The organism is Christiangramia crocea (genome assembly GCF_022410465.1).
Lineage (GTDB): Bacteria > Bacteroidota > Bacteroidia > Flavobacteriales > Flavobacteriaceae > Christiangramia > Christiangramia crocea.
This window is the reverse complement of record NZ_JAJSON010000014.1, coordinates 53,053-76,227: the sequence shown is the minus strand read 5'-3', so window position 1 is coordinate 76,227 and position 23,175 is coordinate 53,053. Positions and strand designations below refer to the sequence as shown.

Annotated in this window: 21 protein-coding genes; 14 read left to right on the top strand and 7 right to left on the bottom strand. The window is 40.0% G+C overall.

Annotation, left to right across the window (positions count from 1 at the left end; genetic code table 11):
* Positions 1-33: 33 nt before the first annotated feature.
* From LU635_RS05395 to LU635_RS05385, 3 genes are all read right to left on the bottom strand, one after another.
* On the bottom strand, positions 34-2,550 hold the full coding sequence (locus LU635_RS05395) for a M14 family metallopeptidase (RefSeq protein ID WP_240096994.1): 2,517 nt from the start codon (positions 2,548-2,550) through the stop codon (positions 34-36).
* Between the two features lie 78 nt (positions 2,551-2,628).
* Positions 2,629-3,021, bottom strand: a complete 393-nt coding sequence (locus tag LU635_RS05390) for a PUR family DNA/RNA-binding protein (protein WP_240096992.1) — start codon at positions 3,019-3,021, stop codon at positions 2,629-2,631.
* Positions 3,022-3,095: 74 nt separating this feature from the next.
* A complete protein-coding gene (locus LU635_RS05385; protein WP_240096990.1) occupies positions 3,096-4,853 on the bottom strand; it encodes an ABC transporter ATP-binding protein in 1,758 nt (585 codons plus the stop codon).
* Positions 4,854-4,983: 130 nt separating this feature from the next.
* On the opposite strand from LU635_RS05385, the gene LU635_RS05380 reads away from it, so the two are divergent.
* The 4 genes from LU635_RS05380 to yajC all read left to right on the top strand — a co-directional run bounded on the left by LU635_RS05380 (position 4,984) and on the right by yajC (position 7,929).
* Positions 4,984-6,087, top strand: coding sequence for a Glu/Leu/Phe/Val family dehydrogenase (locus LU635_RS05380; protein ID WP_240096988.1), 1,104 nt, complete (start codon positions 4,984-4,986; stop codon positions 6,085-6,087).
* An 83-nt stretch (positions 6,088-6,170) separates the two neighbouring features.
* Complete coding sequence (gene nusB, locus LU635_RS05375) at positions 6,171-7,115, top strand: transcription antitermination factor NusB (protein ID WP_240096986.1); 945 nt, start codon at positions 6,171-6,173, stop codon at positions 7,113-7,115.
* A 53-nt stretch (positions 7,116-7,168) separates the two neighbouring features.
* A complete protein-coding gene (locus tag LU635_RS05370; RefSeq protein WP_240096984.1) occupies positions 7,169-7,627 on the top strand; it encodes a DUF1573 domain-containing protein in 459 nt (152 codons plus the stop codon).
* Positions 7,628-7,635: 8 nt separating this feature from the next.
* The gene (gene yajC / locus LU635_RS05365) at positions 7,636-7,929 is read left to right on the top strand and encodes a preprotein translocase subunit YajC (protein ID WP_240096981.1); all 294 of its coding nucleotides are present in this window, start codon (positions 7,636-7,638) and stop codon (positions 7,927-7,929) included.
* A 54-nt stretch (positions 7,930-7,983) separates the two neighbouring features.
* On the opposite strand, the gene LU635_RS05360 is transcribed toward yajC, so the two are convergent.
* Complete coding sequence (locus LU635_RS05360; protein ID WP_240096979.1) at positions 7,984-8,577, bottom strand: YdeI/OmpD-associated family protein; 594 nt, start codon at positions 8,575-8,577, stop codon at positions 7,984-7,986.
* A gap of 9 nt (positions 8,578-8,586) precedes the next feature.
* Positions 8,587-9,834 carry a peptidase T gene (gene pepT / locus LU635_RS05355; RefSeq protein WP_240096977.1) on the bottom strand — a complete coding sequence of 416 codons (1,248 nt, stop codon included), beginning with the start codon at positions 9,832-9,834 and terminating at the stop codon, positions 8,587-8,589.
* Positions 9,835-9,944: 110 nt separating this feature from the next.
* Between pepT and LU635_RS05350 the strand changes: the two genes are divergently transcribed.
* The 6 genes from LU635_RS05350 to guaB all read left to right on the top strand — a co-directional run bounded on the left by LU635_RS05350 (position 9,945) and on the right by guaB (position 16,031).
* Entirely contained in the window at positions 9,945-10,967 is a 1,023-nt protein-coding gene (locus LU635_RS05350; RefSeq protein ID WP_240096975.1) for a quinone-dependent dihydroorotate dehydrogenase, read from the top strand.
* A 254-nt stretch (positions 10,968-11,221) separates the two neighbouring features.
* Positions 11,222-12,085 carry a hydroxymethylglutaryl-CoA lyase gene (locus tag LU635_RS05345; RefSeq protein ID WP_240096973.1) on the top strand — a complete coding sequence of 288 codons (864 nt, stop codon included), beginning with the start codon at positions 11,222-11,224 and terminating at the stop codon, positions 12,083-12,085.
* Between the two features lie 136 nt (positions 12,086-12,221).
* Positions 12,222-13,394 carry a porin gene (locus tag LU635_RS05340; RefSeq protein WP_240096971.1) on the top strand — a complete coding sequence of 391 codons (1,173 nt, stop codon included), beginning with the start codon at positions 12,222-12,224 and terminating at the stop codon, positions 13,392-13,394.
* A gap of 91 nt (positions 13,395-13,485) precedes the next feature.
* Positions 13,486-13,998 (top strand): FMN-binding protein, encoded by a 513-nt coding sequence (locus LU635_RS05335; protein WP_240096969.1) that lies wholly within the window; start codon positions 13,486-13,488, stop codon positions 13,996-13,998.
* Entirely contained in the window at positions 13,998-14,501 is a 504-nt protein-coding gene (locus LU635_RS05330; protein ID WP_240096967.1) for a hypothetical protein, read from the top strand. Before LU635_RS05335 ends, LU635_RS05330 begins: the two co-directional genes overlap by 1 nt.
* 57 nt (positions 14,502-14,558) lie before the next feature.
* Positions 14,559-16,031, top strand: a complete 1,473-nt coding sequence (gene guaB, locus LU635_RS05325) for an IMP dehydrogenase (protein WP_240096965.1) — start codon at positions 14,559-14,561, stop codon at positions 16,029-16,031.
* Between the two features lie 76 nt (positions 16,032-16,107).
* Here the strand turns inward: guaB and LU635_RS05320 are convergent, their stop codons facing one another.
* Both LU635_RS05320 and LU635_RS05315 read right to left on the bottom strand, forming a co-directional pair.
* A complete protein-coding gene (locus LU635_RS05320) occupies positions 16,108-16,650 on the bottom strand; it encodes an OmpH/Skp family outer membrane protein (RefSeq protein WP_240096963.1) in 543 nt (180 codons plus the stop codon).
* A 71-nt stretch (positions 16,651-16,721) separates the two neighbouring features.
* Positions 16,722-17,174, bottom strand: coding sequence for an SRPBCC family protein (locus LU635_RS05315; RefSeq protein WP_240096961.1), 453 nt, complete (start codon positions 17,172-17,174; stop codon positions 16,722-16,724).
* Positions 17,175-17,371: 197 nt separating this feature from the next.
* On the opposite strand from LU635_RS05315, the gene LU635_RS05310 reads away from it, so the two are divergent.
* The 4 genes from LU635_RS05310 to LU635_RS05295 all read left to right on the top strand — a co-directional run bounded on the left by LU635_RS05310 (position 17,372) and on the right by LU635_RS05295 (position 23,140).
* Positions 17,372-18,232, top strand: coding sequence for a peptidyl-prolyl cis-trans isomerase (locus LU635_RS05310; RefSeq protein WP_341482116.1), 861 nt, complete (start codon positions 17,372-17,374; stop codon positions 18,230-18,232).
* Complete coding sequence (locus LU635_RS05305; RefSeq protein ID WP_240096957.1) at positions 18,195-19,643, top strand: peptidylprolyl isomerase; 1,449 nt, start codon at positions 18,195-18,197, stop codon at positions 19,641-19,643. Before LU635_RS05310 ends, LU635_RS05305 begins: the two co-directional genes overlap by 38 nt.
* A gap of 5 nt (positions 19,644-19,648) precedes the next feature.
* Complete coding sequence (locus tag LU635_RS05300) at positions 19,649-20,599, top strand: AAA family ATPase (RefSeq protein WP_240096955.1); 951 nt, start codon at positions 19,649-19,651, stop codon at positions 20,597-20,599.
* A 273-nt stretch (positions 20,600-20,872) separates the two neighbouring features.
* A complete protein-coding gene (locus LU635_RS05295) occupies positions 20,873-23,140 on the top strand; it encodes an aconitate hydratase (RefSeq protein WP_240096953.1) in 2,268 nt (755 codons plus the stop codon).
* Positions 23,141-23,175: the final 35 nt, after the last annotated feature.

Below are 23,175 nucleotides of genomic sequence, written 5' to 3'. Positions count from 1 at the left end.
ACTGCTAAAATTTCCCTAAACTATAGAGGGCTTCTACATCTCTTTTCCAAAGAATATGGCATTCATAAGCAGTTTGTTGGTGCCATACCAGAACGCCCTGAAGTTGGTGTTATCTGTAAACAACATGACATCACCACGCCCCATGTCTTTATGTTTGAAAGGAACCGTATTTGCTATTGAATCCAGATTAGGTTTACTTATGTAACCGCTAAGTAATGGGTTTTCAGTATACTTTATGGGGTTATTATAGCTCTCCTCATCTGCTTCCATAAAAATGGTTGTATTTCTGAAAAGCGAAATTTTATCATCTTTATAACCAAAGGCAATTGGGTGGCTTCGATCAAGTTTGGCTTCAAAAATAGCACCTCCAATATGCTGTGCCCCTTTAAAATCACCCTGCTCTTCAAAGCTTATATTTTTTGCGGTAATCTCATTCTTTTTGGTTTTAAAGTCGATAAAATCATTTTTTTTCAGCCAGTTTACCGCATTACGATACCCGATAAGTGTTCCTCCGGATTTTGTCCAATCCTTCAGTTTTTTGGCATACTTTTCATCAAGTCCACCGCCTCTGGAATTAGGCAGAATAATATCTGTGTACTTATTTAAATCTGTATCATCAAGGTCCCTCACATCAATTTTCGTGATTTTCATGTCGTAGCGCTGATCGAAAAGATGCCAAACCTCACCCGCGTCATAAGGGGTGATGGAGCCACCAATGATAATAGCTACTTTTTGCGGCTCTAACGCCCTGAACTGATTACTCCCAAGATTGATTCCCTTTGTCATCCCGGTTCCTATGGCCGTTATCTTTACACTGCTTTCTTCCGAAACCTTGCTCAAAAACTCATGTAGTTCAGCCTTGTCAAGTTTTTGATTCTGTACGGGTATCATAATAGTCCCATAGCCGTAATTCTTGGAATCCAAGCTAAAGTCTTCCATTGCTACCTTTGCACGCAGACCTTTTTCAAGGATCTGGTTGAGTGCTTTTGGAGCAAAATAATTATTCCAGTCAAGAAGATATGCATAGTCGCTTTCTTCAGGCAATTGAGGTAATGGCATCTTTATGTCTTCAATCTTTTCTCCGGCGTTGCGCATGGATGCATCCTCGGTATAATCAAGGTTGAAAGCAAGAGGGAAAGTCCAGGCCGATATATCATAAAAAAGACTATCTTCAAACTCAGTTCTTCTTTCGAACATTGCTTTTATTAAACGATGCTGACGCTGATTTTTAGGCACTATGTAAGCAGAACCTTTCTCAAAGTTCTCATCTCCCTCTGAAAAATTATTTGCAAGTTCATGCACCTCAATCTGATGTCTCTTTAATATTTCTGCCAGTTTATAGGCACTAGCCGGGTCTTTTGAATTCCCAAAGGCATAAGCCCCACTCTGAGCCGATTCCCTTGCGTTTTTGTAGAAATTCCTCTGATAGTTTAACAGATCTGTTCTCATTTTCTGAGCAGCTTCCAAAGTTGATAAGGCTGCGGTAAACTGATTCCTGATAGTGAAAGGAAAGGTTAAAATCCCGTTATCAGTTTCCTGAGCGTGACCTCTGGAACTTCCCTGTTCAAATAAGATCCCTATACTTCCATTGATATCCGGGAAGGTAGAACCTTTCCCATAATAAAAATCGTCATAATTCTCTTCCGTATAATATAAAGAGCCAATCTCATCAAAAGCCGCTGCGTGATAGGTTCCGATCTCTTTGGTTAGATCCTGATTCATCTGTGGAGTGAGCGGGTGAGTTCTGGAAGGAATCCCTGGCTGAAAGAAAAATGTGGAATTAGATCCCATCTCATGATGGTCTGTTAGAATATTTGGATACCATTTATGGAAAGTGGCAATCCTGGCTTGTGATTCCGGTAACTGTACAGGTAGCCAGTCACGATTCATATCAAACCAGTAGTGGTTGGTCCTTCCCCCGGGCCAAACCTCATTATATTCCCTGTCCTGGGGATCGGGGTTGATATTCTTGCTTTTATTGGTGTTCGCCCAGTAAGCAAATCTCTGCAACCCGTCAGGATTAAACGAAGGGTCAAGCAGGATCACGGTATTTTCAAGGGTCTTTTCAATTTTTTCTCCCTGGGCTGCTGCGAGGTAATAGGTGTAAAGCAGAGCCGCATTAGAACCGCTTGGTTCATTCCCGTGAATGGAGAACCCCTGGTTGATAACAATCGGCATTTCTTCGGTATCCAGTGATTCGGCATTCTTCTCAACGAGGGCAATATGATTTTTTCTTATTTCCTCAATATTGGAAAGATTTTCTTCTGAAGAGATCGTCAAAAGAACCAGTTGCCTGCCTTCATACGTGAAGCCACGATTTTCGATTTGAATTCGGGGAGAGACCTCGGCAAGCCTGTTCATGTACATCAAAAGCCTGTCATGGCTTACATGCCATTCACCCGGCACAAAGCCAAGTATCTCCTCTGGTGTTGGGATATCCGGATTGTAGGTTACATCATCAGGCAGGTAATAATCAAGGCTAACCTCCTCCTGCTGAGCTTTTGTTATAGTGATTGAAAAAAGAATTAAGAAGATAATTAAATTTCGCATAGTTATAATTTTGAAAGGTCTAAGATAAAAAAAACCGTCCTGATTTGGGACGGTTTGAAATATCTGATAAGATTTTGATTAAATATCGTCAAAACTTACATCGGTGAACTTTTCAGGATTGGATGAAGTAGAAGCCGACTTTTCAGTATTCTGGTCATCATCTTCATATTCCTTTTTAAAATCTTTTTGATGACGCTCGCTTATTACCTCTTCACCTTTTTCGTTGATGATAAAGTCGGTCATTTCTGCAAGGATCTCTCTAAACCCATCAAAATCTTCCTTGTAAAGGTAAATCTTGTGTTTTTTGTAATAGAAAGAACCATCATCATTTGTGAACTTCTTACTTTCGGTGATTGTAAGGTAGTAATCGTCAGCCCGGGTAGATCTTACATCAAAAAAATAAGTTCTTCTTCCCGCTCTTAAAACTTTAGAGAATATTTCTTCTTTCTCCATCATTCCCTTGTCGCTCATAAAATAGATTCTTTAATGGTTTGTTATTGTCGAGTCCAAAAATCTAAAAAATTTTAACATCTAACAAAATATTTTCACATTTCTTTTTCATTTAATTGTTTTGCGTAGAGTTCTTTGTAATAACCGCCTGCATCCAGAAGTTGCTGATGGGAGCCTTCCTGTACGATCTGGCCGTCTTCCAGAATGATGATTTTGTCGGCATTTTTGGCAGAAGAGATTCTGTGACTTACAATGATCGTAGTTTTATTTTTGGTGATTTTGAACAGATTGTTCAGGATCTCTTCCTCGGTTTCAGTATCCACGGCTGAAAGACAGTCGTCAAAAAGAAGGATCTCGGGGTCATGAATGATGGCCCTGGCTATCGACACTCTTTGCTTTTGACCTCCGGAAAGGGTGATCCCCCTTTCGCCAAGTACCGTCTCGTAACCTTTACTAAAGCCTACAATATTCTTATGCACCGAGGCGTTTTTGGCAGCTTCAAAGATTTCCTCGTCAGTCGCCTCTGTCTTGCCAAATTTAATGTTGTTCTTAATAGTGTCGCTGAACAGAAAAGCATCCTGGGGGACGTATCCAATGCTTTTTCGGAGACTTTCCAGGTTTAGATTGTGGATGTCTCTATCATCTATGAGTATCTCACCATTATCAATATCATAAAGTCTTCCTATTAATTCAAGGATAGTAGATTTTCCAGAGCCTGTCTTTCCTATGATCGCCAGGGTTTCTCCTTTTTGGACCTTGAAAGAAACATTCTTTAAGGCCGTGATGTTTGTATCGTCATAGGTGAAACTAACGTTCCTGAACTCTATACTCCCATTTATAGTGTCAGGTTCAGCTTTTGGATTGGTAATCTCTGGTTTTTCACCAAGGAATTCATTGATGCGCTCCTGGGAAGCTTCAGCCTGTTGCACAAGTGAGGTTACCCATCCAATCGATGCCACCGGCCAGGTAAGCATGTTTACATAAAGGATGAATTCCACTAGCACATCTATATTTTCTATCTGCCCTGAAATGATTTGCCGGCCACCAAAGTAGATCACGATAATATTACTGATCCCGATTAGAAGAACCATTAGAGGGAAAAAGAACGCCTGAACCTTTACCAGGTCTATGTTCTTATCCCTGCTTCCATTGGAAAGGTTGGTGAAATTGGTGTTGGTCTGAGGTTCAATCCCATATGATTTTATCACAGCGATCCCGCTGAAACTCTCCTGGGTGAAAGTATTTAGTTTTGATAAGTATTGCTGTACAATGGTACTTCTTTGATGTATGGCAACACTAAGTTTGTAGATGGCATAGGCGAGGATAGGCAAGGGGATAACCGTATAAAGCGTTAGCATTGGCGCAGCCTGTATCATGAATATGAGCACTACCACGGTAGAGGTGAAAGTGGTAACACTGTACATGATAGCAGGGCCCAGGTATAATCTTACCTTGGAAACATCCTCGCTTATCCTGTTCATAAGATCGCCTGTCCGGTTCTTTTTATAGAAATTGAGCGATAATTCCTGGTAATGCTGAAAAACTTCATTTTTCAGGTCATATTCCATGTGCCGGGAAACCACGATGAATGTCTGCCGCATCAAAAAGGTGAAAAAAGCAGAGATCAGAGTGGTTCCTACAATAAGCAGGATATTAAATGCCAGTTCGCTTTTTACTACTTCAATATCTGTGATCTCATTATTGATGTACTTTTCTATCACTACCGTACTCTTTCCAATAAGCGGTATGTAATAAATTGCAAATATCCTGGCAGCAATAGTGATAATAAGGCCTATCAGCAACTTCCATTTATACTTAAAGAAATATTTATTGAGATGTCGAAGATTCTTCATTCAGGAAATTCAGATTATTGAGGAATGTGCAATTTAACACCTATTTAAACCCTCTAATTTAAAATATTATTATTTTTGTGGTGGATTTTTTGTTATATTAAAAATCCACAAATCTAAAAATCATCAAACTATGCAAGTTGACGTTCTAAATGCAAAAGAACTAAAAAAAGCTGCTCCGGTATTCGGACAGGTGTCATTCGACGATCATGAACAGATCGTTTTTTGCAACGACAAAGATACAGGTTTAAAGGCAATTATTGGTATTCATAACACGGTTTTAGGACCTGCTCTTGGAGGTACCCGAATGTGGAACTATACCAGTGAATGGGAAGCTTTGAACGATGTTCTGCGTTTATCCAGGGGTATGAGCTTTAAGAGTGCCATCACAGGTTTGAACCTTGGTGGAGGAAAGGCTGTAATCATTGGTGATGCCAAGAAAGATAAGACACCTGAGCTTATGAAAAGATTTGGTGAATTTGTGCATTCTCTTGGTGGTAAGTATATCACTGCCGAAGATGTAGGAATGGAAACTTCAGATATGGATACTGTTAGAGAGGTAACACCATATGTAACGGGAATTTCTGAGTCAAGGGGAGGCGCGGGAAATCCATCTCCAATCACCGCCTATGGAGTTTTTATGGGCTTAAAGGCTTCTGCCAGGTTTAAGTATGGTAGTGATGATCTTGAAGGAAAGAAAGTTCTGGTTCAGGGAATCGGTCATGTTGGTGAGACCCTTGTTGAATACCTTACCGGTGATGGGGCAGAAGTATTCATAAGCGATATTAATGAAGAGCGGCTTGAGGAAGTAAGCAAAAAATACGGGGCCCATATATTCACTGAAGGAGATATTTATTCTGCAGATGTTGATATCTATGCACCTTGTGCCTTAGGGGCAACTATTAATGATGATACCATTCAAAGACTTAAGGTTGATATTATTGCAGGTGCAGCCAATAATCAGCTTGCTAATGAGGTTTCTCACGGTGAGATCCTTCAGCAGAAAGGGATTGTATATGCTCCCGACTTCCTTATTAACGCCGGCGGTATTATTAATGTTTATGCCGAGCTTGAAAATTATGACAGGAATGAAATAATGCGGAAGACCGAAAATATATATAATACTACCCTGAGGATCCTTGAAAAGGCTTCTAAAGATGATATTACAACTCATTTTGCAGCCTTGCAGATCGCAAAACAAAGAATTGATGACAGAAAAAAACAGAATTTGAATTAGTCAGTTCTAATTTATTGATATTTTTGCAGGGCGAAAGTAAATTACTTTCGCCCTTTTTAATTTCTAAAAGTTCTTTTACAATTATGTTGACAAGAAGACATATCAGGGTTAAAGTAATGCAGTCACTTTATGCCTTTAACCAAAGCCAGAATGATAACCTTGCCACCGAAGAGAAGTTTCTGCTCAAAAGTATGCAGGAAATGTATGACCTGTTTCTTCTTCAGATTAGTCTGATCACCGAAATAAGAGAACATGCGGAAACCTATTTAGAAAAATCCCAGCAAAAGCATTTAGCTACCAGCGAAGAGAAAGATCCAAACAGGAAATTTGTAGACAATAAGGTCTTCCAGATCCTTAATGAGAATGAAAGCATCCAGAATGCCCTGGAAAGCCATAAGATAAATCAGTGGAAACAGGATGATGAGTATGTGGCTATTATCTGGAATGAGGTTCGCAACAGTCTCGCTTACCAGGAGTATATGCAAACAAGGGATACCAGTTTTAAGGAAGATAAGGATCTCATCATAACTATCTTTAAGGAAATTATTGCTCCCAACGATAAGCTGTATGAATATCTTGAAGATAAAAAATTAACCTGGGTAGACGATCTTCCCCTTGTGAATACAGCTATCCTGAAATTTCTTCAGAAACTTAAAGAAAAGACAGGTAAGGAAAAGAAGATCACCCAGTTATTCAAAAATGAAGAGGATAAGGAGTTCGCCATAAAACTTTTCAGAAAGACCTATCTTAATGATGAAGCTCTTTCCAAAGAGATGTTGGGAAAAACACCGAACTGGGACAAAGACCGGATTGCAGAAGTGGATATGGTCCTTATAAAAATGGCGATCTGCGAATTCCTCAAATTCACCAGTATCCCGGTAAAAGTTACCATTAACGAATACCTTGAAATTGCCAAGGAATACAGCACTCCTAAGAGCAGTATCTTCATCAATGGTGTTTTGGATAAACTATCCAAGGAATATCAAAGCGAAGACAAATTAAATAAAACCGGCCGGGGGCTTATGTAGTAAAGAAATTTTATTATTTTTATCGATTAGAAATTAAACAAAATAACTTCACCATGAAAAAAACAATTTTGATGTTTGCAGCAGTAGGAGCAATGCTGTTCACCGGATGTAAAGATAATGCTTCAGACAAAGTAAAGGCAGAGAATGTAGAGACCGCTGCAGAACGCGACGCACAGGAAACTGTTTATCCTGAGATCACGTTTGAAGAATCTGAATTTGATTTTGGTAATATCGCAAAAGGAACCAATGTAGAGCATGTGTTTAAATTTACAAATACAGGAAAAGCTCCTTTAGTGATCACCAATGCTTCCAGTTCATGTGGTTGTACCGTGCCTACCTATCCTAAGAATGAGACTATCGCACCTGGTGAAAGTGGTGAGATGCTTGTAAAATTCAACGGCTCAGGAAACGGACAGGTAACCAAGACTGTTACCGTGACTGCGAATACTGAAGCAGGTAAAGAACAAATTAAAATCAAGGCTTTTGTAGAGGCTGACGAAAACGCGAGCTAAGAGCATATATGGATCAATTAACGCAGTTTGCACCAATTATTTTAATGTTTGTGGTGGTGTATTTTTTTATGATAAGACCACAAATGAAAAAAGCTAAACAGGAAAAGAATTTTGCTGCAGAACTTAAAAAGGGAGACCGTATAGTTACCAAAAGCGGGATGCATGGCAAGATCATAGATTTTAGTGAAAAAAATAATGCGGTGATTATAGAAACCGGAGCAGGAAAAATAACATTCGATCGTTCTTCCATCTCAATGGAGATGAGCAAGAAACTGAATGAACCTGCAAAGGAAAAGAAGTAAAATCACAATTTTATAATACAAGAAAAGCAGCTTTTTTAAGCTGCTTTTTTTATGCTAACAATTTTTGTATTTGTCGTTTAGACCAACCCCGCTTTTTATCATGGGGTTTATCTTTTCTAATCTGCTTGTCTTTGTAGCTTCTCTCTTCGCTTCCGAGATATATTCGGCATATTCTCTTTGCCTTCCCGGAGTAAGCTTGCTGAAGGAATCCTTCAGTTCCCGGTCATTATCCAGGGCGGTGCTCAGTTCCACTGGTATTACCAGTTCCCTGTTCTTGTCTGGCATTATTTCTTTTCCTTCCCTTTGATTCTGAATCGCTTCCCTGATATAAGGTAGAAGTACTGATGTCCTTACATTCTCCCCTTTTTCAAATCGTATCTGCCTTAAAGCCTTGGTCTTATCTTCCTGCGCATTCACCAGCAGAGAGGTGTTCTCTTTTAGAAGGGCTCCGTTAAAGAACCACAGGCAGTAATGATTTTTAAAAGCTCCAATTCCCATTACGTTCTTACCTTCCAGAGTGTAAACCGGTGCCCCCCATTTTATTTCCGGCTTTAGTTCAGTAGTAAGGATCATTTCGTGTAACTGTCTTAACTCTTCTTCCCAGTAAGAGTGACATTTAATATACTCTTCTACATTTTTGACTGGCATGGCTTGAATTTATGATTCTTCATATTTACTGGCAGTTAGTTCGGCAAGTTTTACAATAACTTCTGCCGCTTTCTGCATACTTTCCACAGGGACGTATTCATATTTTCCGTGGAAATTATGACCTCCTGCAAAAATATTAGGACATGGTAAACCTTTGAAACTTAATTGTGCACCATCGGTTCCTCCTCGAATAGGTTTGATGATAGGCTTTACGTTTACCTCTTCCATGGCTTTCTGGGCCAGGTCAACAATATGCATAACGGGCTCTACTTTTTCCCGCATATTGTAATATTGATCTGTGATCTCGATACTGATGCATTCTCTTTCATACTGAGAGCAAATTTCACTTACAAGATCCTGCATCATTTGTTTCCGGGCTTCAAAATGTTCCTTTTCATGATCTCTTATGATATATTCCAGAATTGTTTCTTCAACATCTCCCTTGATGCTGGTTAGATGAAAGAATCCCTGCCTGCCTTCAGTATGCTCGGGAGTTTCGAGCCTTGGTAAGGAGTTGATAAAATCCTGGGCGATATACATGCTGTTCACCATTTTATCTTTAGCGTAACCCGGGTGTACACTTTTACCTTCCACTTTTACAACGGCCTGTGCCGCATTAAAATTTTCGTATTCCAGCTCACCAATCTGGCTGCCATCCATGGTGTAGGCCCATTCGGCGCCAAACTTTTCCACATCGAATTTATGGGCACCTCTTCCTATTTCTTCATCAGGGGTGAAGCATATCCTTATTTTTCCATGTGGAATATCGGGGTTATCTATCAGATATTCCATTGCGGTGATGATCTCTGTAATTCCGGCTTTATCATCGGCTCCTAAAAGAGTGGTACCATCGGTAGTGATAAGTGTCTGACCTTTATATTGCGTGAGGTCTTCAAAATAATCGGGTGAAAGTACAATGTGTTTGTCCTTATTTAAAACGATATCCTTTCCATCATAATTCTCAATGATCTGCGGGTTTACATTGGTTCCCGAAAAATCAGGCGTAGTGTCAAAATGTGAAATAAAACCTATTACCGGTACATCATGAGCCACATTAGCAGGAAGAGTGGCCATAACGTAGGCATTCTCATCTATGCTCACTTCTTCGAGGCCTATTTGTTTCAATTCTTCTACAAGTTGATTGGCAAGATCCCATTGCTTTTCAGTGCTTGGGGTTGTTGTACTTTTAGGATCGCTTTGGGTATCAATCTTTATATAACTGAAAAATCTGTCAATTATATGCTGTTTATTGGTCATGTTGGTTAGATTTATTCAAAAATACATATATAGGTTACTGCTTCAAAACCTTTTAAGTTTTCATATAGAGTATTTCCCAATTCGTCCTATTTTTGCACAAACCTTCCAGTATGTATAAATCGCTTATAAGACCTGCACTTTTCAAATTTGATCCTGAAGAGGTTCACTATTTCACCTTTAATTTTTTAAGAAAGTTTTGTAAGATTCCTGGCGCTCTGGAATTTTTGAAATCTAAATTTAATCTCGAAGATCCAAGGCTGGAGAGAGAGGTTTTTGGACTGAAATTCAAAAACCCGGTGGGACTTGCGGCTGGGTTTGATAAGGATGCGAAACTTTACAAGGAACTCTCTGCGCTTGGTTTCGGATTTATTGAAGTGGGCACCGTTACCCCTAAGCCTCAGCCGGGCAACGAAAAGAAAAGGCTCTTCAGGCTAAAAGAAGACTCTGCCATCATCAATCGTATGGGATTTAATAATGAAGGAGTGGAGCAGATGGTGGAGCGTTTGAAAAGGAATAAAAACGTTCTTATAGGAGGAAATATCGGAAAGAATAAGATCACCCCTAATGAAGAGGCGGTGGATGATTATGTTTACAGTTTTGAGGCGCTTTTTGATCATGTCAATTATTTTGTAGTTAATGTGAGCTCTCCAAATACGCCTAATCTTAGGGAACTGCAGGATAAGGAACCCTTGAAAAATCTTCTGAATACGCTTCAGGAAAAAAATAATGCTAAGGATGGTCCTAAGCCAATATTGCTTAAAATTGCCCCCGACCTTACCGATGACCAGTTGTTAGATATCATAGAGATCGTTCAGGAAACAAAGATTGCCGGAGTTATTGCTACAAATACCACTATTTCGAGGGAAGGATTAAAGTCTGATCATAAAGATGAAACTGGCGGCCTCAGTGGAAAACCACTTACCAAAAGATCTACAGAAGTGATAAGATTCCTTTCAGAAAAAAGTGGAAAAGCTTTCCCGATAATTGGAGTAGGAGGGATACATACTCCAGAAGATGCCATTGAAAAACTGGAGGCAGGTGCCAGCCTTATTCAGTTATATACCGGTTTTATCTATGAGGGCCCGGGCTTGATAAAAAAGATAAATCAGGAGGTAATAAAAAAGGGTATTTAAAAATGGACCGGAGAATTAATTCCTTTATTTGAGCGGTTCAATTTTGCTTAGTCTTTCTCCGGGCTCCGATATCATCTAAGTATTTAAACCGGGGTTTGTGATGGATGTTGGTGATCGTTATTTTGTTCTCCTGTTGGACGTCTGATCTCTTGAAAGATTGGTACCCAAAAATAGCTCTTTTCGGGATAAAATTTAATATTATCAGTAAATCTTAATTCTTTTTCAATTTTCCTTAAAATACTATCTTTGAGCATATGCGGAAAATCAAAATGATCGAGTGTCCCAGGGATGCCATGCAGGGTATCAGGGAATTTATTCCCACTGAGAAAAAGGCCCAGTACCTACAGTCATTATTGCGTTGCGGTTTTGATACCGTTGATTTTGGAAGTTTTGTTTCTCCAAAAGCCATTCCCCAGATGAGGGATACAGCTCAGGTCCTGGAAAAACTGGATCTTTCAAAAACTTCCAGCAAACTCCTGGCCATTGTAGCCAATGTTCGGGGTGCCCAGGATGCTTCCAAATTTGAAGAAATAGATTATCTGGGATACCCGTTTTCGATTTCCGAAAACTTCCAGATGCGTAATACGCATAAGACCATTGCAGAATCAGTGGAGGTCTTACAGGAAATCCTGAATATCGCTGATGCAAATGGAAAAGAGGTGGTAGCTTATTTAAGTATGGGGTTTGGTAATCCCTATGGAGATCCCTGGAATGTAGAGATCGTGGGAAGCTGGACCGAGAAACTTTCTGCAATGGGGGTCAGGATACTCTCACTATCTGATACCGTGGGCTCTTCAACTCCTGATATTATAGATTATCTTTTTTCCAATCTCATTCCAAAATATCCCAATATCGAATTTGGTGCCCATCTTCATACTACGCCTTCTAAATGGCATGAGAAGATTGATGCGGCTTACAAAGCAGGTTGTAGCCGGTTTGATGGTGCGATCCAGGGTTTTGGTGGATGCCCAATGGCTAAGGATGAGCTAACGGGAAATATGCCTTCTGAAAAAATGCTGTCTTACTTTAATGCTGCGAAAGCTGATGCTAATATCAAAATGACAAGTTTTGAGTCAGCTTATAATGAGGCTTCGCGAATTTTCACTGTGTATCATTAGAATTCCTTATAGAAAACTATTTTCTTATCTATAAATATTATTTAAAATTAATCTAAATAAACTTGTTGCAGCCAAAGCGGGTTTCTATATTTGCCACCGAAACTTAACTACTATTTTTATCAAGTCTAAATAAGAGATGATGACTAAATTTTATTTATTTTTAGTATTCGGGATTGCGAGTACTATTGCATTTGCTCAAACTACTCAGGACTCAATTACATTTGATCCTCAAAAACAACAAAACGCTGCACAGCGTATTTTATCCGGAAACTATTCACAAGCAGTTACTTTAGGTGCTTACGGCGAGATTAATTACAATCAGCCGGAAGGTGACAACGGTGAACTGGACGTTCAAAGGCTTGTAGTGCTTTTAGGATACAGGTTTAGTGATAAGGTTCAGTTTGTGTCTGAGGTTGAATTTGAACATGTGGAAGAAGTATATGTGGAGCAGGCTTTTGTAAACTATAATGTTGCTAATAACGTAAACCTTCGTGCAGGTTTAATGCTTGTACCAATGGGTATCGTTAATGAATTTCATGAGCCAACAACCTTTAATGGTGTAGAAAGACCAGCGGTAGATAATGCCATTGTTCCATCTACCTGGAGAGAAATAGGGGTGGGGGTAACCGGTAGGATCAATAGTGCTTCCCTGGGTTACCAGGCATATCTGTTCAACGGATTTAAATCTACAGATGCCGATGGTACTGGAAGAATAGGCGGCAGCAGTGGTCTACGCGGTGGTCGTCAAAAAGGTATCAAGTCTACTATTAATAAACCTAACCTTTCCGCAAAACTTGATTACTACGGGTTTCCTGGGTTAAGATTAGGACTTGCCGGTTACTTCGGAAGAACGCAGGCTGATGATGAAATAGATCATATAGAAGGTGCTGATGTGGGTATGTCTATGGTTGGATTTGACGCCAGGTATGCTTACAGAAGATTTACAGCCAGAGGTCAGTTTATATATGCGGGGCTTAGCGACACTGATGCATATAATGAGTTAACCGGACAGGATCTTGGAAGTGAGTTGCAGGGATGGTATGCTGAAGCTGCCTATAATTTATTGCCTTTATCTAACAAGCAAAAACTTTTTGCTTTCACAAGATATGAGCAGTATGACACACATGCCGAAACTGAAGGTAGCCTTGTGCAGAATCATGCCTATAACAGAAATGATATTACTATGGGCTTAAGCTATCATATAGCGCCCGGTGTAGTATTTAAAGGTGATTATCAAATTAGGGATAATGATGCTGCTAATGCCGATATTCCTAATAGGTTGAATTTTGGAGTTGGAGTATGGTTCTAAAAAATAATAAATAATTTTCCTGAATGTCAGGATGGGCACCATGCCATCCTGACTTTGGTATTTTAATTGCAGAAGTAAATTAAAAATCTTGATGATGCTAAAAAACTTTTTAATTCTGATAACCTCTTTTATTGCACTTACGGTTGCTCTGGGGAATAGTCCCGGTAAGAAAGTGGAGAAGGAAGTGGAGGACGTTTTTGAATTGGAAAACCCTACATATGCTTCGGTAAATGTTCCAAAGGGAGTTAAAACGCCATCAAAGATTACTTCTCAAAACTTTTTTCAGATCAACTCTAATGGTGAACTGGTAGGTTATGTCTATCAGGATAAAGCGCCAAGTAAAACTGCACAATTCGATTATCTCGTTATATTTGACGAAAATCTGACCATTGTTAAAACCAAGGTTTTAGTATATCGTGAAGAGTACGGCGGTGAAATTGGCAGCAGAAGATGGTTAAGGCAGTTTACCGGGAAATCCAGCGGTGATGATATGTATGATGTTGCGGCGATTTCGGGAGCCACTATCTCTGTAAGGTCTATGAAGAACGCTGTGTCTGATATACTCGAAACAGTTGGTATCTTAAGGTCTCATAATGTTATTTAATGAATTATAACGGGCTCTTACTTCGTTTACCAAATGAAATAAAATCCTTTATCGCGGTTTTTGTGCTTGTTCTGAGTGTGGGCTATTTTACGGGTCTGCTATTCGTAGGGCAAACAGAAACCACCACTCCGGAAGGTATTGAAGAGAATTACCTGGGCAACGAAGATGTTGAAGATGCCGAGGTGATGAAATTTAAGAAAGGTGAACGGGAAATGCTAACCATTATTCACACCCACATCCTTTCGATGTCTTTTATTTTCTTTTTATTAGGCGGAATTCTCCTGCTTACCAGGCTGCCTAAAAAATTAAAATTCTTTCTAATAATAGAACCCTTCTTTTCCATCCTGCTAACTTTTGGTGGAATTTATCTTATGTGGAAGGGCCTTTTATGGATGAAATATATAGTAATACTGTCGGGAATACTTATGACCAGTGTGTTTATTGCGTCCATTCTAATAATATTTTACCAGCTGTTTTTCAGAAAAGAAACTTTGGGTTCTTAAAATCAGGTTTCTGATATATAAAACGTATATTTGCATGCAATTAAATCCTTAATTGCAATGACCGCACACGAATCAAAAATACTTGGAGACGGATTAACCTACGATGATGTACTGTTAGTTCCGGCTTATTCTGATGTTCTGCCAAGGGAAGTAAGTATACAATCCAAATTCACAAGAAATATTCCTATCAACGTTCCAATCGTTTCAGCAGCGATGGATACAGTTACCGAATCCAGAATGGCCATCGCAATGGCCAGGGAAGGAGGGATTGGTGTTCTTCATAAGAATATGACCATTGAGCAACAGGCACTTAAGGTTAGAAAGGTGAAGCGTGCTGAAAGTGGGATGATCATAGATCCTGTAACCCTTCCTGTTACTGCCAGGGTGCGGGATGCAAAGGAATCTATGAGAGAACATAGTATTGGAGGTATTCCAATCGTTGACGAAAGCGGTAAACTTCTGGGAATTGTAACCAACAGGGATCTAAGGTTTGAAAAAAATCTTAGCCGCCCCATTTCTGAAGTAATGACCTCAGAAAATCTTGTAACCGTTTCTGAAGGAACTTCTCTGGAAGATGCTGAGGATATTTTGCAGGAAAACAAAATTGAAAAACTTCCGGTAATAAATAAAGAGAACAAACTGGTTGGATTAATCACCTTCCGGGATATCACAAAGCTTACTCAAAAGCCAATGGCCAATAAAGATAGCTATGGTCGTTTGAGGGTTGCAGCCGCGGTAGGGGTTACTGCAGATGCTGTTCACCGGGCTGAAGCCTTGGTTAATTCTGGAGTAGACGCCATAATTATAGATACGGCCCATGGTCATACAAAAGGAGTGGTTTATGTTCTTAAAGAGATAAAAAATAAATTTCCAGACCTAGAAGTGGTGGTGGGTAATATTGCTACGGCAGAAGCAGCTAAATATCTTGTTGAGGCAGGTGCAGATGCAGTTAAAGTTGGGATTGGTCCCGGTTCTATCTGTACTACCCGGGTGGTAGCAGGAGTTGGTTTCCCTCAGTTCTCTGCAGTTCTGGAAGTAGCCGCAGCCATTAAAGGTTCAGGGGTGCCGGTGATTGCTGATGGTGGTATTCGCTACACCGGGGATATTCCAAAAGCCATTGCTGCGGGAGCCGATTGCGTAATGCTGGGTTCACTGCTTGCAGGAACTAAGGAATCTCCGGGTGAGACCATTATTTATGAAGGACGAAAGTTCAAATCCTATCGTGGTATGGGCTCTGTAGAAGCCATGGAAAAAGGCTCCAAAGACAGGTATTTTCAGGATGTGGAAGATGACATCAAGAAATTGGTCCCCGAAGGAATTGTTGGGCGTGTGCCTTATAAAGGAGATCTTGAAGAGAGCATCCACCAGTTTGTGGGAGGACTAAAGGCGGGAATGGGCTATTGTGGTTCAAAAGATATTGAAACCCTTAAAGAGTCAGGAAGATTTATAAGGATCACTGGCGCTGGAGTTCATGAGAGTCACCCTCACAATGTGACAATCACTAAAGAGTCACCTAATTATAGCAGATAAATAATTTAGTAACATAGCATAAAAAATCCCCACGCATCGTGGGGATTTTTTATGGCTTTATAAAACTAAAAATTGCCTAATTTTCAACAGTATTTTCTGGAGCAGGTTGTGGATCCTGAGCTTCTATTCCTAGTATATCCATAACTTTTAAAGTAATATCATCCTCAACTCTCGAAAAAGCCAGTCCGCTTGCCCCCGCATGAAAGATCTGGGTGAATCCTTCTTCTGCAATTACCTGTTGCATGGCCTTGTCTATTTTTTCATATAAAGGCCCGGTAAGTTCATTCTTTTTCATTTGCATCATTACAGACGCCTTCTGGCGAAATCCCTTGATCTCATTTTCCAGTTCTATGATCTTACTTTCCTTTTCCTTCTTTATTTCTTCGGTAAGATCTGCATTTGTGTCCTGGTAGTCTTTCACTAGCGTTTCGTATTCTTTAATACTTTTCTCAAGCTCGGTCTGCAGCTCTTTATTGTAGGTTTCAAGTCCTTTGTTCACTGCAACATTTTCGGGCATTTGGGAAAGTATATACTCGGCATCTATGGTTCCGATCTTAGACTGTGCATTTGCAGAAAATGTGATAAATAATAATAGAATTCCTAAACTTATATGTTTCATTTTGAATTATTTTTCGCAAATATAACAGGCTAAAGCTTATATAACCAGCTTTTATTTCGCAAAATTAAGGTTCACTCATTTAGGACACTTTTTCCTTCTTCAGCAAAAGCCTTAAAATCTTCCATATATTTTATCGTTTGCTTTTTGAACGCGCCCGGCATGATCCATCCAAATATCTTCATGAAACCGTTAAATCGAAATTCATTCTCGCTTATCCAATTGGTGTAGTCTTCCGGGGTTTCCAGGAATCTGTTTCGCTGAAAATTATAAACCCCCTTCGCCTCGTAGGTGGCTGCATATTCAGTAGGTAGATTGTTCTGAAGTATGGTCTCGGTCATCTCAATTTGGCGTTTTCCCATTTTGTATTTCAAAAGGTTCTGGGATCCATCGGCTCCAGGCTCACCATTTATGGGTTTCATAAAGATAAAACCCTGCTGCCAGTGCTTCATATTATCGGGATTGGAGAACTTTTCCACTACCTCATTTCTTGGTAATTCGATAGTGATTTCCTGCTGATATTTCATAATGGATTGATTTGTCGTGTTTTAAATATACTGAGGAATTAAATATTCCAGAAATTTATAATTTAAAACTACCGTTTTTCGTTATGCCTTTAGCTTGCAGAACCTTAACTAATTCTTATTTTTGCCCGGATGAAGGCTTTTGACTTGGTCATGACCTCTTCTGGCATTCAAATTGTGTGATGCTAAAAAAATTGATTTTGAAGCAAAATTTCATTGGATTTATTCTTGGTCTCTTCTCCCTTGTTCTGGTGAGTTGTGATTATTTCCAACAAACCGACGACCGCCAGGTAGTTGTAAGGGTGAATGATTCTTATTTATATGAAGAGGATATAAACTCTCTGATAAATGAAAATACCTCACCAGAAGATAGTGCACTAATTGTTTCAAACTATATAACTAGGTGGGCTACGCAGCAGTTGTTAATAGACAGGGCAGAGCTGAATTTACCCGAGTCTCAGCAGAGGGAGTTCAACGATCTTGTAAATAATTACAGGAATGAGCTTTATACAAATGCCTATACTGATGCGGTGGTCTCAAGGGATCTTGATACTTCTCTTAACAGGGATGATATCTTAAACTATTATGAAGAGAACAAGGAGAATTTTATTCTCAATGAAGATCTGGTAAAATTGAGGTATATAAACCTCGCCGGTAATAGCAATAATATTGAAGAGATAAAGCGAAAATTTATCAGGTTCAATGAAGAAGATCGGGAAGAACTTAGCGATATGGCCCTGCAGTTCAAGAATTATTCAATGAATGATTCGGTATGGGTCAAAACCAAATCGGTTTACAGTAAAATTGATCCGCTTTCTGTAGAAGACAGATCAAGTCTGCTTAAGAAATCTAATTTTATGGAATTGAAGGATTCACTAAATGTGTATCTTGTGTTCGTAAATGACGTCCTGACTCGAAATGAACAGGCTCCGCTGGAATATGCTTCGGCGACTATACGTGAAATATTACTCAATAAGCGTAAACAGGCTTTAATAAAAGAATTAGAAAAAGAGATTACTAAAGATGCAATTAAAAATAATGAATTTGAAATTTTCAATTAAACCGGTCCTCGCAGGCCTTTGTGTGGTGCTTACCACTTTTGTACAGGCTCAGGAAGTGATAGTGACTGACAGTACTTCTATCCAGCCCGATGCCGAAATAAAGCAAGTTGATGAAGAGAAGCAGGGAAACCAACGCAGAAAGGTAGATGGAATTGCTGCAGTGGTAGGGGACTATATAATTCTGGATAGTGATATAGACCTGATGTATAAAGACATGCAGAGCCAGGGAATTTCTACTGCGGAAGTGACCGACTGTAATCTTGCCGGTTCTCTTATGGAAAACAAACTTTATGCTCACCATGCCATTCAGGACAGTATAATTATTCCTGATGCACAAATAAATGGGATGATAGATCAGCAACTTCAGGGTTTTGTACAACAGGCAGGATCAATGGATAAGATTCTTGAATTCTATAATAAAGAAACCGAAGAAGAACTAAGAGAAGAACTGTTCAGGATCAATAAACAGAGACAGCTGGCTCAGCAAATGCAGCAGAAGATCATTGAAGAAATTGAAGTGACACCTGAAGAGGTAAGACAATATTTTACTGAAATGGAGGAAAAACCGATGTTTGGAACTGAGGTGGAACTTTCCCAGATCGTGATCGAGCCGGAGATCCCGGAATCTGAAAAACAGAAGGTAATAGACCGGTTGAACGAATTCAAGGCTGATATTTTGGATAATGGCGCAAGTTTCTCTACTAAAGCAGTGCTTTATTCTCAGGATCCGGGAACTGCTTCCGATGGAGGAAGAATCACTCTTACCAGGAAAGATGCTTTTGTAAAGGAATTTAAAGACGTAGCTTTCAGCCTGCAGGAAGGAGAAGTGAGTGATCCTTTTGAAACTGAATTTGGATATCATATCATTCAGGTTGATAAAATCCGTGGGCAGACGGTTGAGCTCAGGCATCTCCTGCTTATTCCTGATGTGACCAACGCATCTGTAGAGGCGGCCCGTGCCGAAATAGATACCATTAGAAGTAAGGTGATCTCAGGAGAACTTGACTTTGCGGCGGCGGCAAGAGAAGCTTCCGATGAAGAGGAAACTCGAAATGAGGGCGGTAAGCTTATAAATCCAAGAACCGGAGATACAAGATTTGAACTTACCAAAATAGACCCTCAGCTTTTCAAGCAGGTGGAAGGTCTGGAAGAAGGCGAAGTTTCCCTGGTGTTAACCCAGCAGGACAGGACCGGAAGGCCTCAGTTCAAAATCATCAAAGTGACTAAAAAGATCCCTGAACATGAAGCCGATTATGCTACAGATTATCTCAAGATCAAGGAACTTGCCTTAAGAGATAAACAACTGGAAGCCATCGCAGAATGGCAGGAAGAAAAAATTTCGGATACTTACATAAAAGTAAATGGTAAATATCGCGATTGCGATTATACCAGTGACTGGGTGAAAAACTAAGTTATATGTCTGACGTTGCATTGGTAGAAAAATTGGTAGATAAACATCGCGACCTTAAAAAGGAGATCGCGAAAGTTATTGTGGGCCAGGATGAGGTGGTAAACCAGATCCTGCTCTCCATTTTTTCCGGGGGTCATTCATTACTTATAGGAGTCCCGGGCCTGGCAAAAACATTAATGGTAAATACCATTGCACAGGCACTTGGTTTGAATTTTAAAAGAATTCAGTTTACTCCAGATCTAATGCCCAGTGATATACTGGGAGCTGAGATACTTGATGAGAACCGTAAGTTCAAATTCATTAAAGGTCCCATTTTTACCAATATTCTTCTTGCAGATGAAATAAACCGTACCCCTCCCAAAACACAGGCGGCCCTTTTGGAAGCCATGCAGGAAAGGGCGGTTACCGTTGCGGGACATCATTATAAACTGGATCTGCCTTATTTTGTGCTTGCTACTCAAAATCCGATAGAGCAGGAAGGAACCTACCCCTTGCCCGAAGCTCAGCTGGACAGGTTCATGTTTGCTATTAATCTTGATTATCCAAGCTTTGAGGAAGAGGTAGATGTGGTCAAGACCACAACTTCCGATGAATCTCAACAGGTGGAAGCCCTGTTCAGTGCCGGGGAAATTTCAGAGATACAACATGTTATTCGCAGGATCCCGGTTCCGGATAATGTGATAGAATACGCGGTGCGTTTGGTAGGTAAGACCAGGCCAAACAGTAATGCACCAGACCTTGTCCAGAATTATGTAGACTGGGGAGCCGGTCCCAGAGCGTCCCAGAACTTGATAATGGCCGCCAAGACCAATGCAGCTGTGAATGGAAAGTTCTCTCCCGATATCGAAGATGTCCGGGCTGTATCTTTCGGGATCCTGAGACATAGGATTATTAAAAATTATAAAGCGGAAGCTGAAGGTATCACGGAAGAGGAAATTATTAGGAAACTTTTCTAGAAACCGTATTTTTTATAAGCTTTATTTACCTGATTTTGGTCTTTTTAGCTAATTCATAATTGGTCTAAACAACCAATCTTTCAAAAAAATTGATTGTTATTGCTGAATTCTTAATTTATCATTTAAATATTGTGTTTAGTTGAAAAATTAAATGGATAAATTATAATTTCCGAAATAATTCCTACACTTTTTATAGTATAGCTTCTAATTTTCAAAATCGCTCTAAAATCCCTATTTTTGCGAGACTTTTTTAGAACATAAATTAAACAGAATATGGCATACGATATTGATATGATTAAAAAGGTTTATAGCCATATGGCTGATCGTGTGAACAAAGCACGTGAAGTTGTTGGAAAACCTTTGACACTTTCAGAAAAAATTCTTTATTCTCACTTATGGGATGGTGAAGCTACTGAAGCTTATACCAGAGGAAAGGATTATGTGGAATTTGCACCAGACAGGATTGCCTGCCAGGATGCGACTGCCCAAATGGCACTTTTACAGTTCATGCAGGCCGGAAAGAAGCAGGTTGCAGTACCAACTACGGTTCACTGTGATCACCTAATCCAGGCTAAAATGGGAGCTGCGATAGATCTTCAGGCTGCTAATAAGACCAGTAGTGAGGTTTTTGACTTTCTGGAGTCAGTATCGAACAAATACGGAATTGGTTTCTGGAAGCCCGGTGCAGGTATTATTCACCAGGTAGTTCTTGAAAACTATGCATTCCCTGGTGGAATGATGATCGGTACCGATTCTCATACGGTGAATGCCGGAGGTCTTGGAATGGTTGCCATTGGTGTTGGTGGAGCAGATGCGGTTGATGTGATGGCTGGAATGGCGTGGGAGCTTAAATTCCCTAAACTTATTGGAGTGAAACTTACCGGTTCACTTTCTGGATGGACGGCTCCTAAAGATGTGATCTTAAAGGTTGCGGGTATTCTTACCGTTAAGGGAGGTACCGGTGCAATTATTGAATATTTTGGAGAAGGTGCACGATCTATGTCCTGTACAGGTAAAGGAACTATCTGTAATATGGGTGCTGAAGTTGGTGCAACTACTTCAACTTTTGGTTATGACGACTCTATGGAGCGTTACCTGAAAGCTACAAACCGTGCAGATGTTGCTGAAGCTGCCAATGCAGTTCGTGAGCATCTAACCGGTGATGATGAGGTTTATGCAAATCCCGAGCAGTATTTTGATGAGGTTATCGAGATCAATCTTTCTGAATTGAAGCCTCATCTAAACGGGCCATTTACTCCAGACCTTGCTACTCCAATTTCTGAAATGGGCAAAAAAGCGAAGGAGCATGACTGGCCAATTAATGTTGACTGGGGTCTTATCGGTTCCTGTACCAACTCTTCTTATGAAGATCTTACCAGAGCCGCATCAATCGCAAAACAGGCAGTAGATAAAAAGATAAAAGCTAAATCAGATTTCGGGATCAACCCGGGATCGGAACAAATTAGATTTACGGCCGAAAGAGACGGATTGCTTCAGATCTTTGAAGACCTTGAAGCTACCATCTTTACGAATGCCTGCGGGCCATGTATAGGTCAGTGGGATCGTTCAGACAGAAAGGGTGAAGAGAAGAATACAATCGTTCACTCTTTTAACCGTAACTTCTCTAAGCGTGCTGATGGTAACCCGAATACTCATGCTTTCGTGGGTTCTCCTGAAATGGTAGCAGCAATAGCAATTTCTGGTAGGCTTGATTTCGATCCGACCCGTGATAAGTTGATGAATGAAGATGGGGAAGAAGTGATGCTGGACGAGCCGCAGGGAATTGAACTTCCAACAAAAGGCTTTGCCGTTGAAGATGCCGGATATGTTGCTCCAAATGAAGACGGAAGCAGCGTAGAAGTGAAGGTTGCAGAAGACAGTGAAAGGCTTCAGCTATTAACTCCTTTTGAGCCATGGGATGGGAAAAACCTTACCGGTGCTAAATTGCTTATCAAAGCATGGGGTAAGTGTACTACAGACCATATTTCTATGGCGGGGCCATGGCTGCGTTACAGAGGTCACTTAGACAATATCTCTAACAACTGTTTGATAGGTGCTGTAAACGCCTATAATAAGAAAACCAATTTTGTAAAGAATCAGTTGACTGGAGAGTACGATGGGGTACCTGCAGTACAAAGAGAATATAAGAAAGAAGGAATTCCAACGGTAGTAGTGGGAGACCATAATTACGGTGAAGGTTCTTCAAGAGAGCATGCAGCTATGGAGCCAAGACACCTGGGTGTTAAGGTTGTATTAGTGAAATCTTTTGCCCGTATTCACGAGACAAACCTTAAAAAACAGGGAATGTTAGGTCTAACTTTCGCTAATGAGAACGATTATGATCTTATTCAGGAAGATGATACCTTCAACTTTGTAGATCTTGAGAATTTTGCTCCGGATACGCAATTAACGATTGAAATCGTTCATGCAGACGGTAGTAAGGATACTATCAAGGCGAACCACACTTATAATGCACCTCAGATTGAGTGGTATAAGCATGGTTCAGCTCTTAACCTTATTAAGAAGCAAAATGCAGCTTAATCTTTAAGCTGAAATTATAAAAAGAAAACTCCCTT

Bases quoted from the DNA above. Each gene is read 5' to 3' on its own strand.
- pepT (WP_240096977.1), bottom strand. From the start codon at position 9,834: ATGACCAATAAACAGCATATAATTGACAGATTTTTCAGTTATATAAAG.
- LU635_RS05395 (WP_240096994.1), bottom strand. From the start codon at position 2,550: ATGCGAAATTTAATTATCTTCTTAATTCTTTTTTCAATCACTATAACA.
- LU635_RS05345 (WP_240096973.1), top strand. From the start codon at position 11,222: ATGCGGAAAATCAAAATGATCGAGTGTCCCAGGGATGCCATGCAGGGT.
- LU635_RS05380 (WP_240096988.1), top strand. From the start codon at position 4,984: ATGCAAGTTGACGTTCTAAATGCAAAAGAACTAAAAAAAGCTGCTCCG.
- LU635_RS05390 (WP_240096992.1), bottom strand. From the start codon at position 3,021: ATGAGCGACAAGGGAATGATGGAGAAAGAAGAAATATTCTCTAAAGTT.
- LU635_RS05370 (WP_240096984.1), top strand. From the start codon at position 7,169: ATGAAAAAAACAATTTTGATGTTTGCAGCAGTAGGAGCAATGCTGTTC.
- LU635_RS05340 (WP_240096971.1), top strand. From the start codon at position 12,222: ATGATGACTAAATTTTATTTATTTTTAGTATTCGGGATTGCGAGTACT.
- LU635_RS05305 (WP_240096957.1), top strand. From the start codon at position 18,195: ATGCAATTAAAAATAATGAATTTGAAATTTTCAATTAAACCGGTCCTC.
- yajC (WP_240096981.1), top strand. From the start codon at position 7,636: ATGGATCAATTAACGCAGTTTGCACCAATTATTTTAATGTTTGTGGTG.
- LU635_RS05330 (WP_240096967.1), top strand. From the start codon at position 13,998: ATGAATTATAACGGGCTCTTACTTCGTTTACCAAATGAAATAAAATCC.
- LU635_RS05350 (WP_240096975.1), top strand. From the start codon at position 9,945: ATGTATAAATCGCTTATAAGACCTGCACTTTTCAAATTTGATCCTGAA.
- nusB (WP_240096986.1), top strand. From the start codon at position 6,171: ATGTTGACAAGAAGACATATCAGGGTTAAAGTAATGCAGTCACTTTAT.
- LU635_RS05360 (WP_240096979.1), bottom strand. From the start codon at position 8,577: ATGCCAGTCAAAAATGTAGAAGAGTATATTAAATGTCACTCTTACTGG.
- LU635_RS05295 (WP_240096953.1), top strand. From the start codon at position 20,873: ATGGCATACGATATTGATATGATTAAAAAGGTTTATAGCCATATGGCT.
- guaB (WP_240096965.1), top strand. From the start codon at position 14,559: ATGACCGCACACGAATCAAAAATACTTGGAGACGGATTAACCTACGAT.
- LU635_RS05320 (WP_240096963.1), bottom strand. From the start codon at position 16,650: ATGAAACATATAAGTTTAGGAATTCTATTATTATTTATCACATTTTCT.
- LU635_RS05315 (WP_240096961.1), bottom strand. From the start codon at position 17,174: ATGAAATATCAGCAGGAAATCACTATCGAATTACCAAGAAATGAGGTA.
- LU635_RS05385 (WP_240096990.1), bottom strand. From the start codon at position 4,853: ATGAAGAATCTTCGACATCTCAATAAATATTTCTTTAAGTATAAATGG.
- LU635_RS05300 (WP_240096955.1), top strand. From the start codon at position 19,649: ATGTCTGACGTTGCATTGGTAGAAAAATTGGTAGATAAACATCGCGAC.
- LU635_RS05335 (WP_240096969.1), top strand. From the start codon at position 13,486: ATGATGCTAAAAAACTTTTTAATTCTGATAACCTCTTTTATTGCACTT.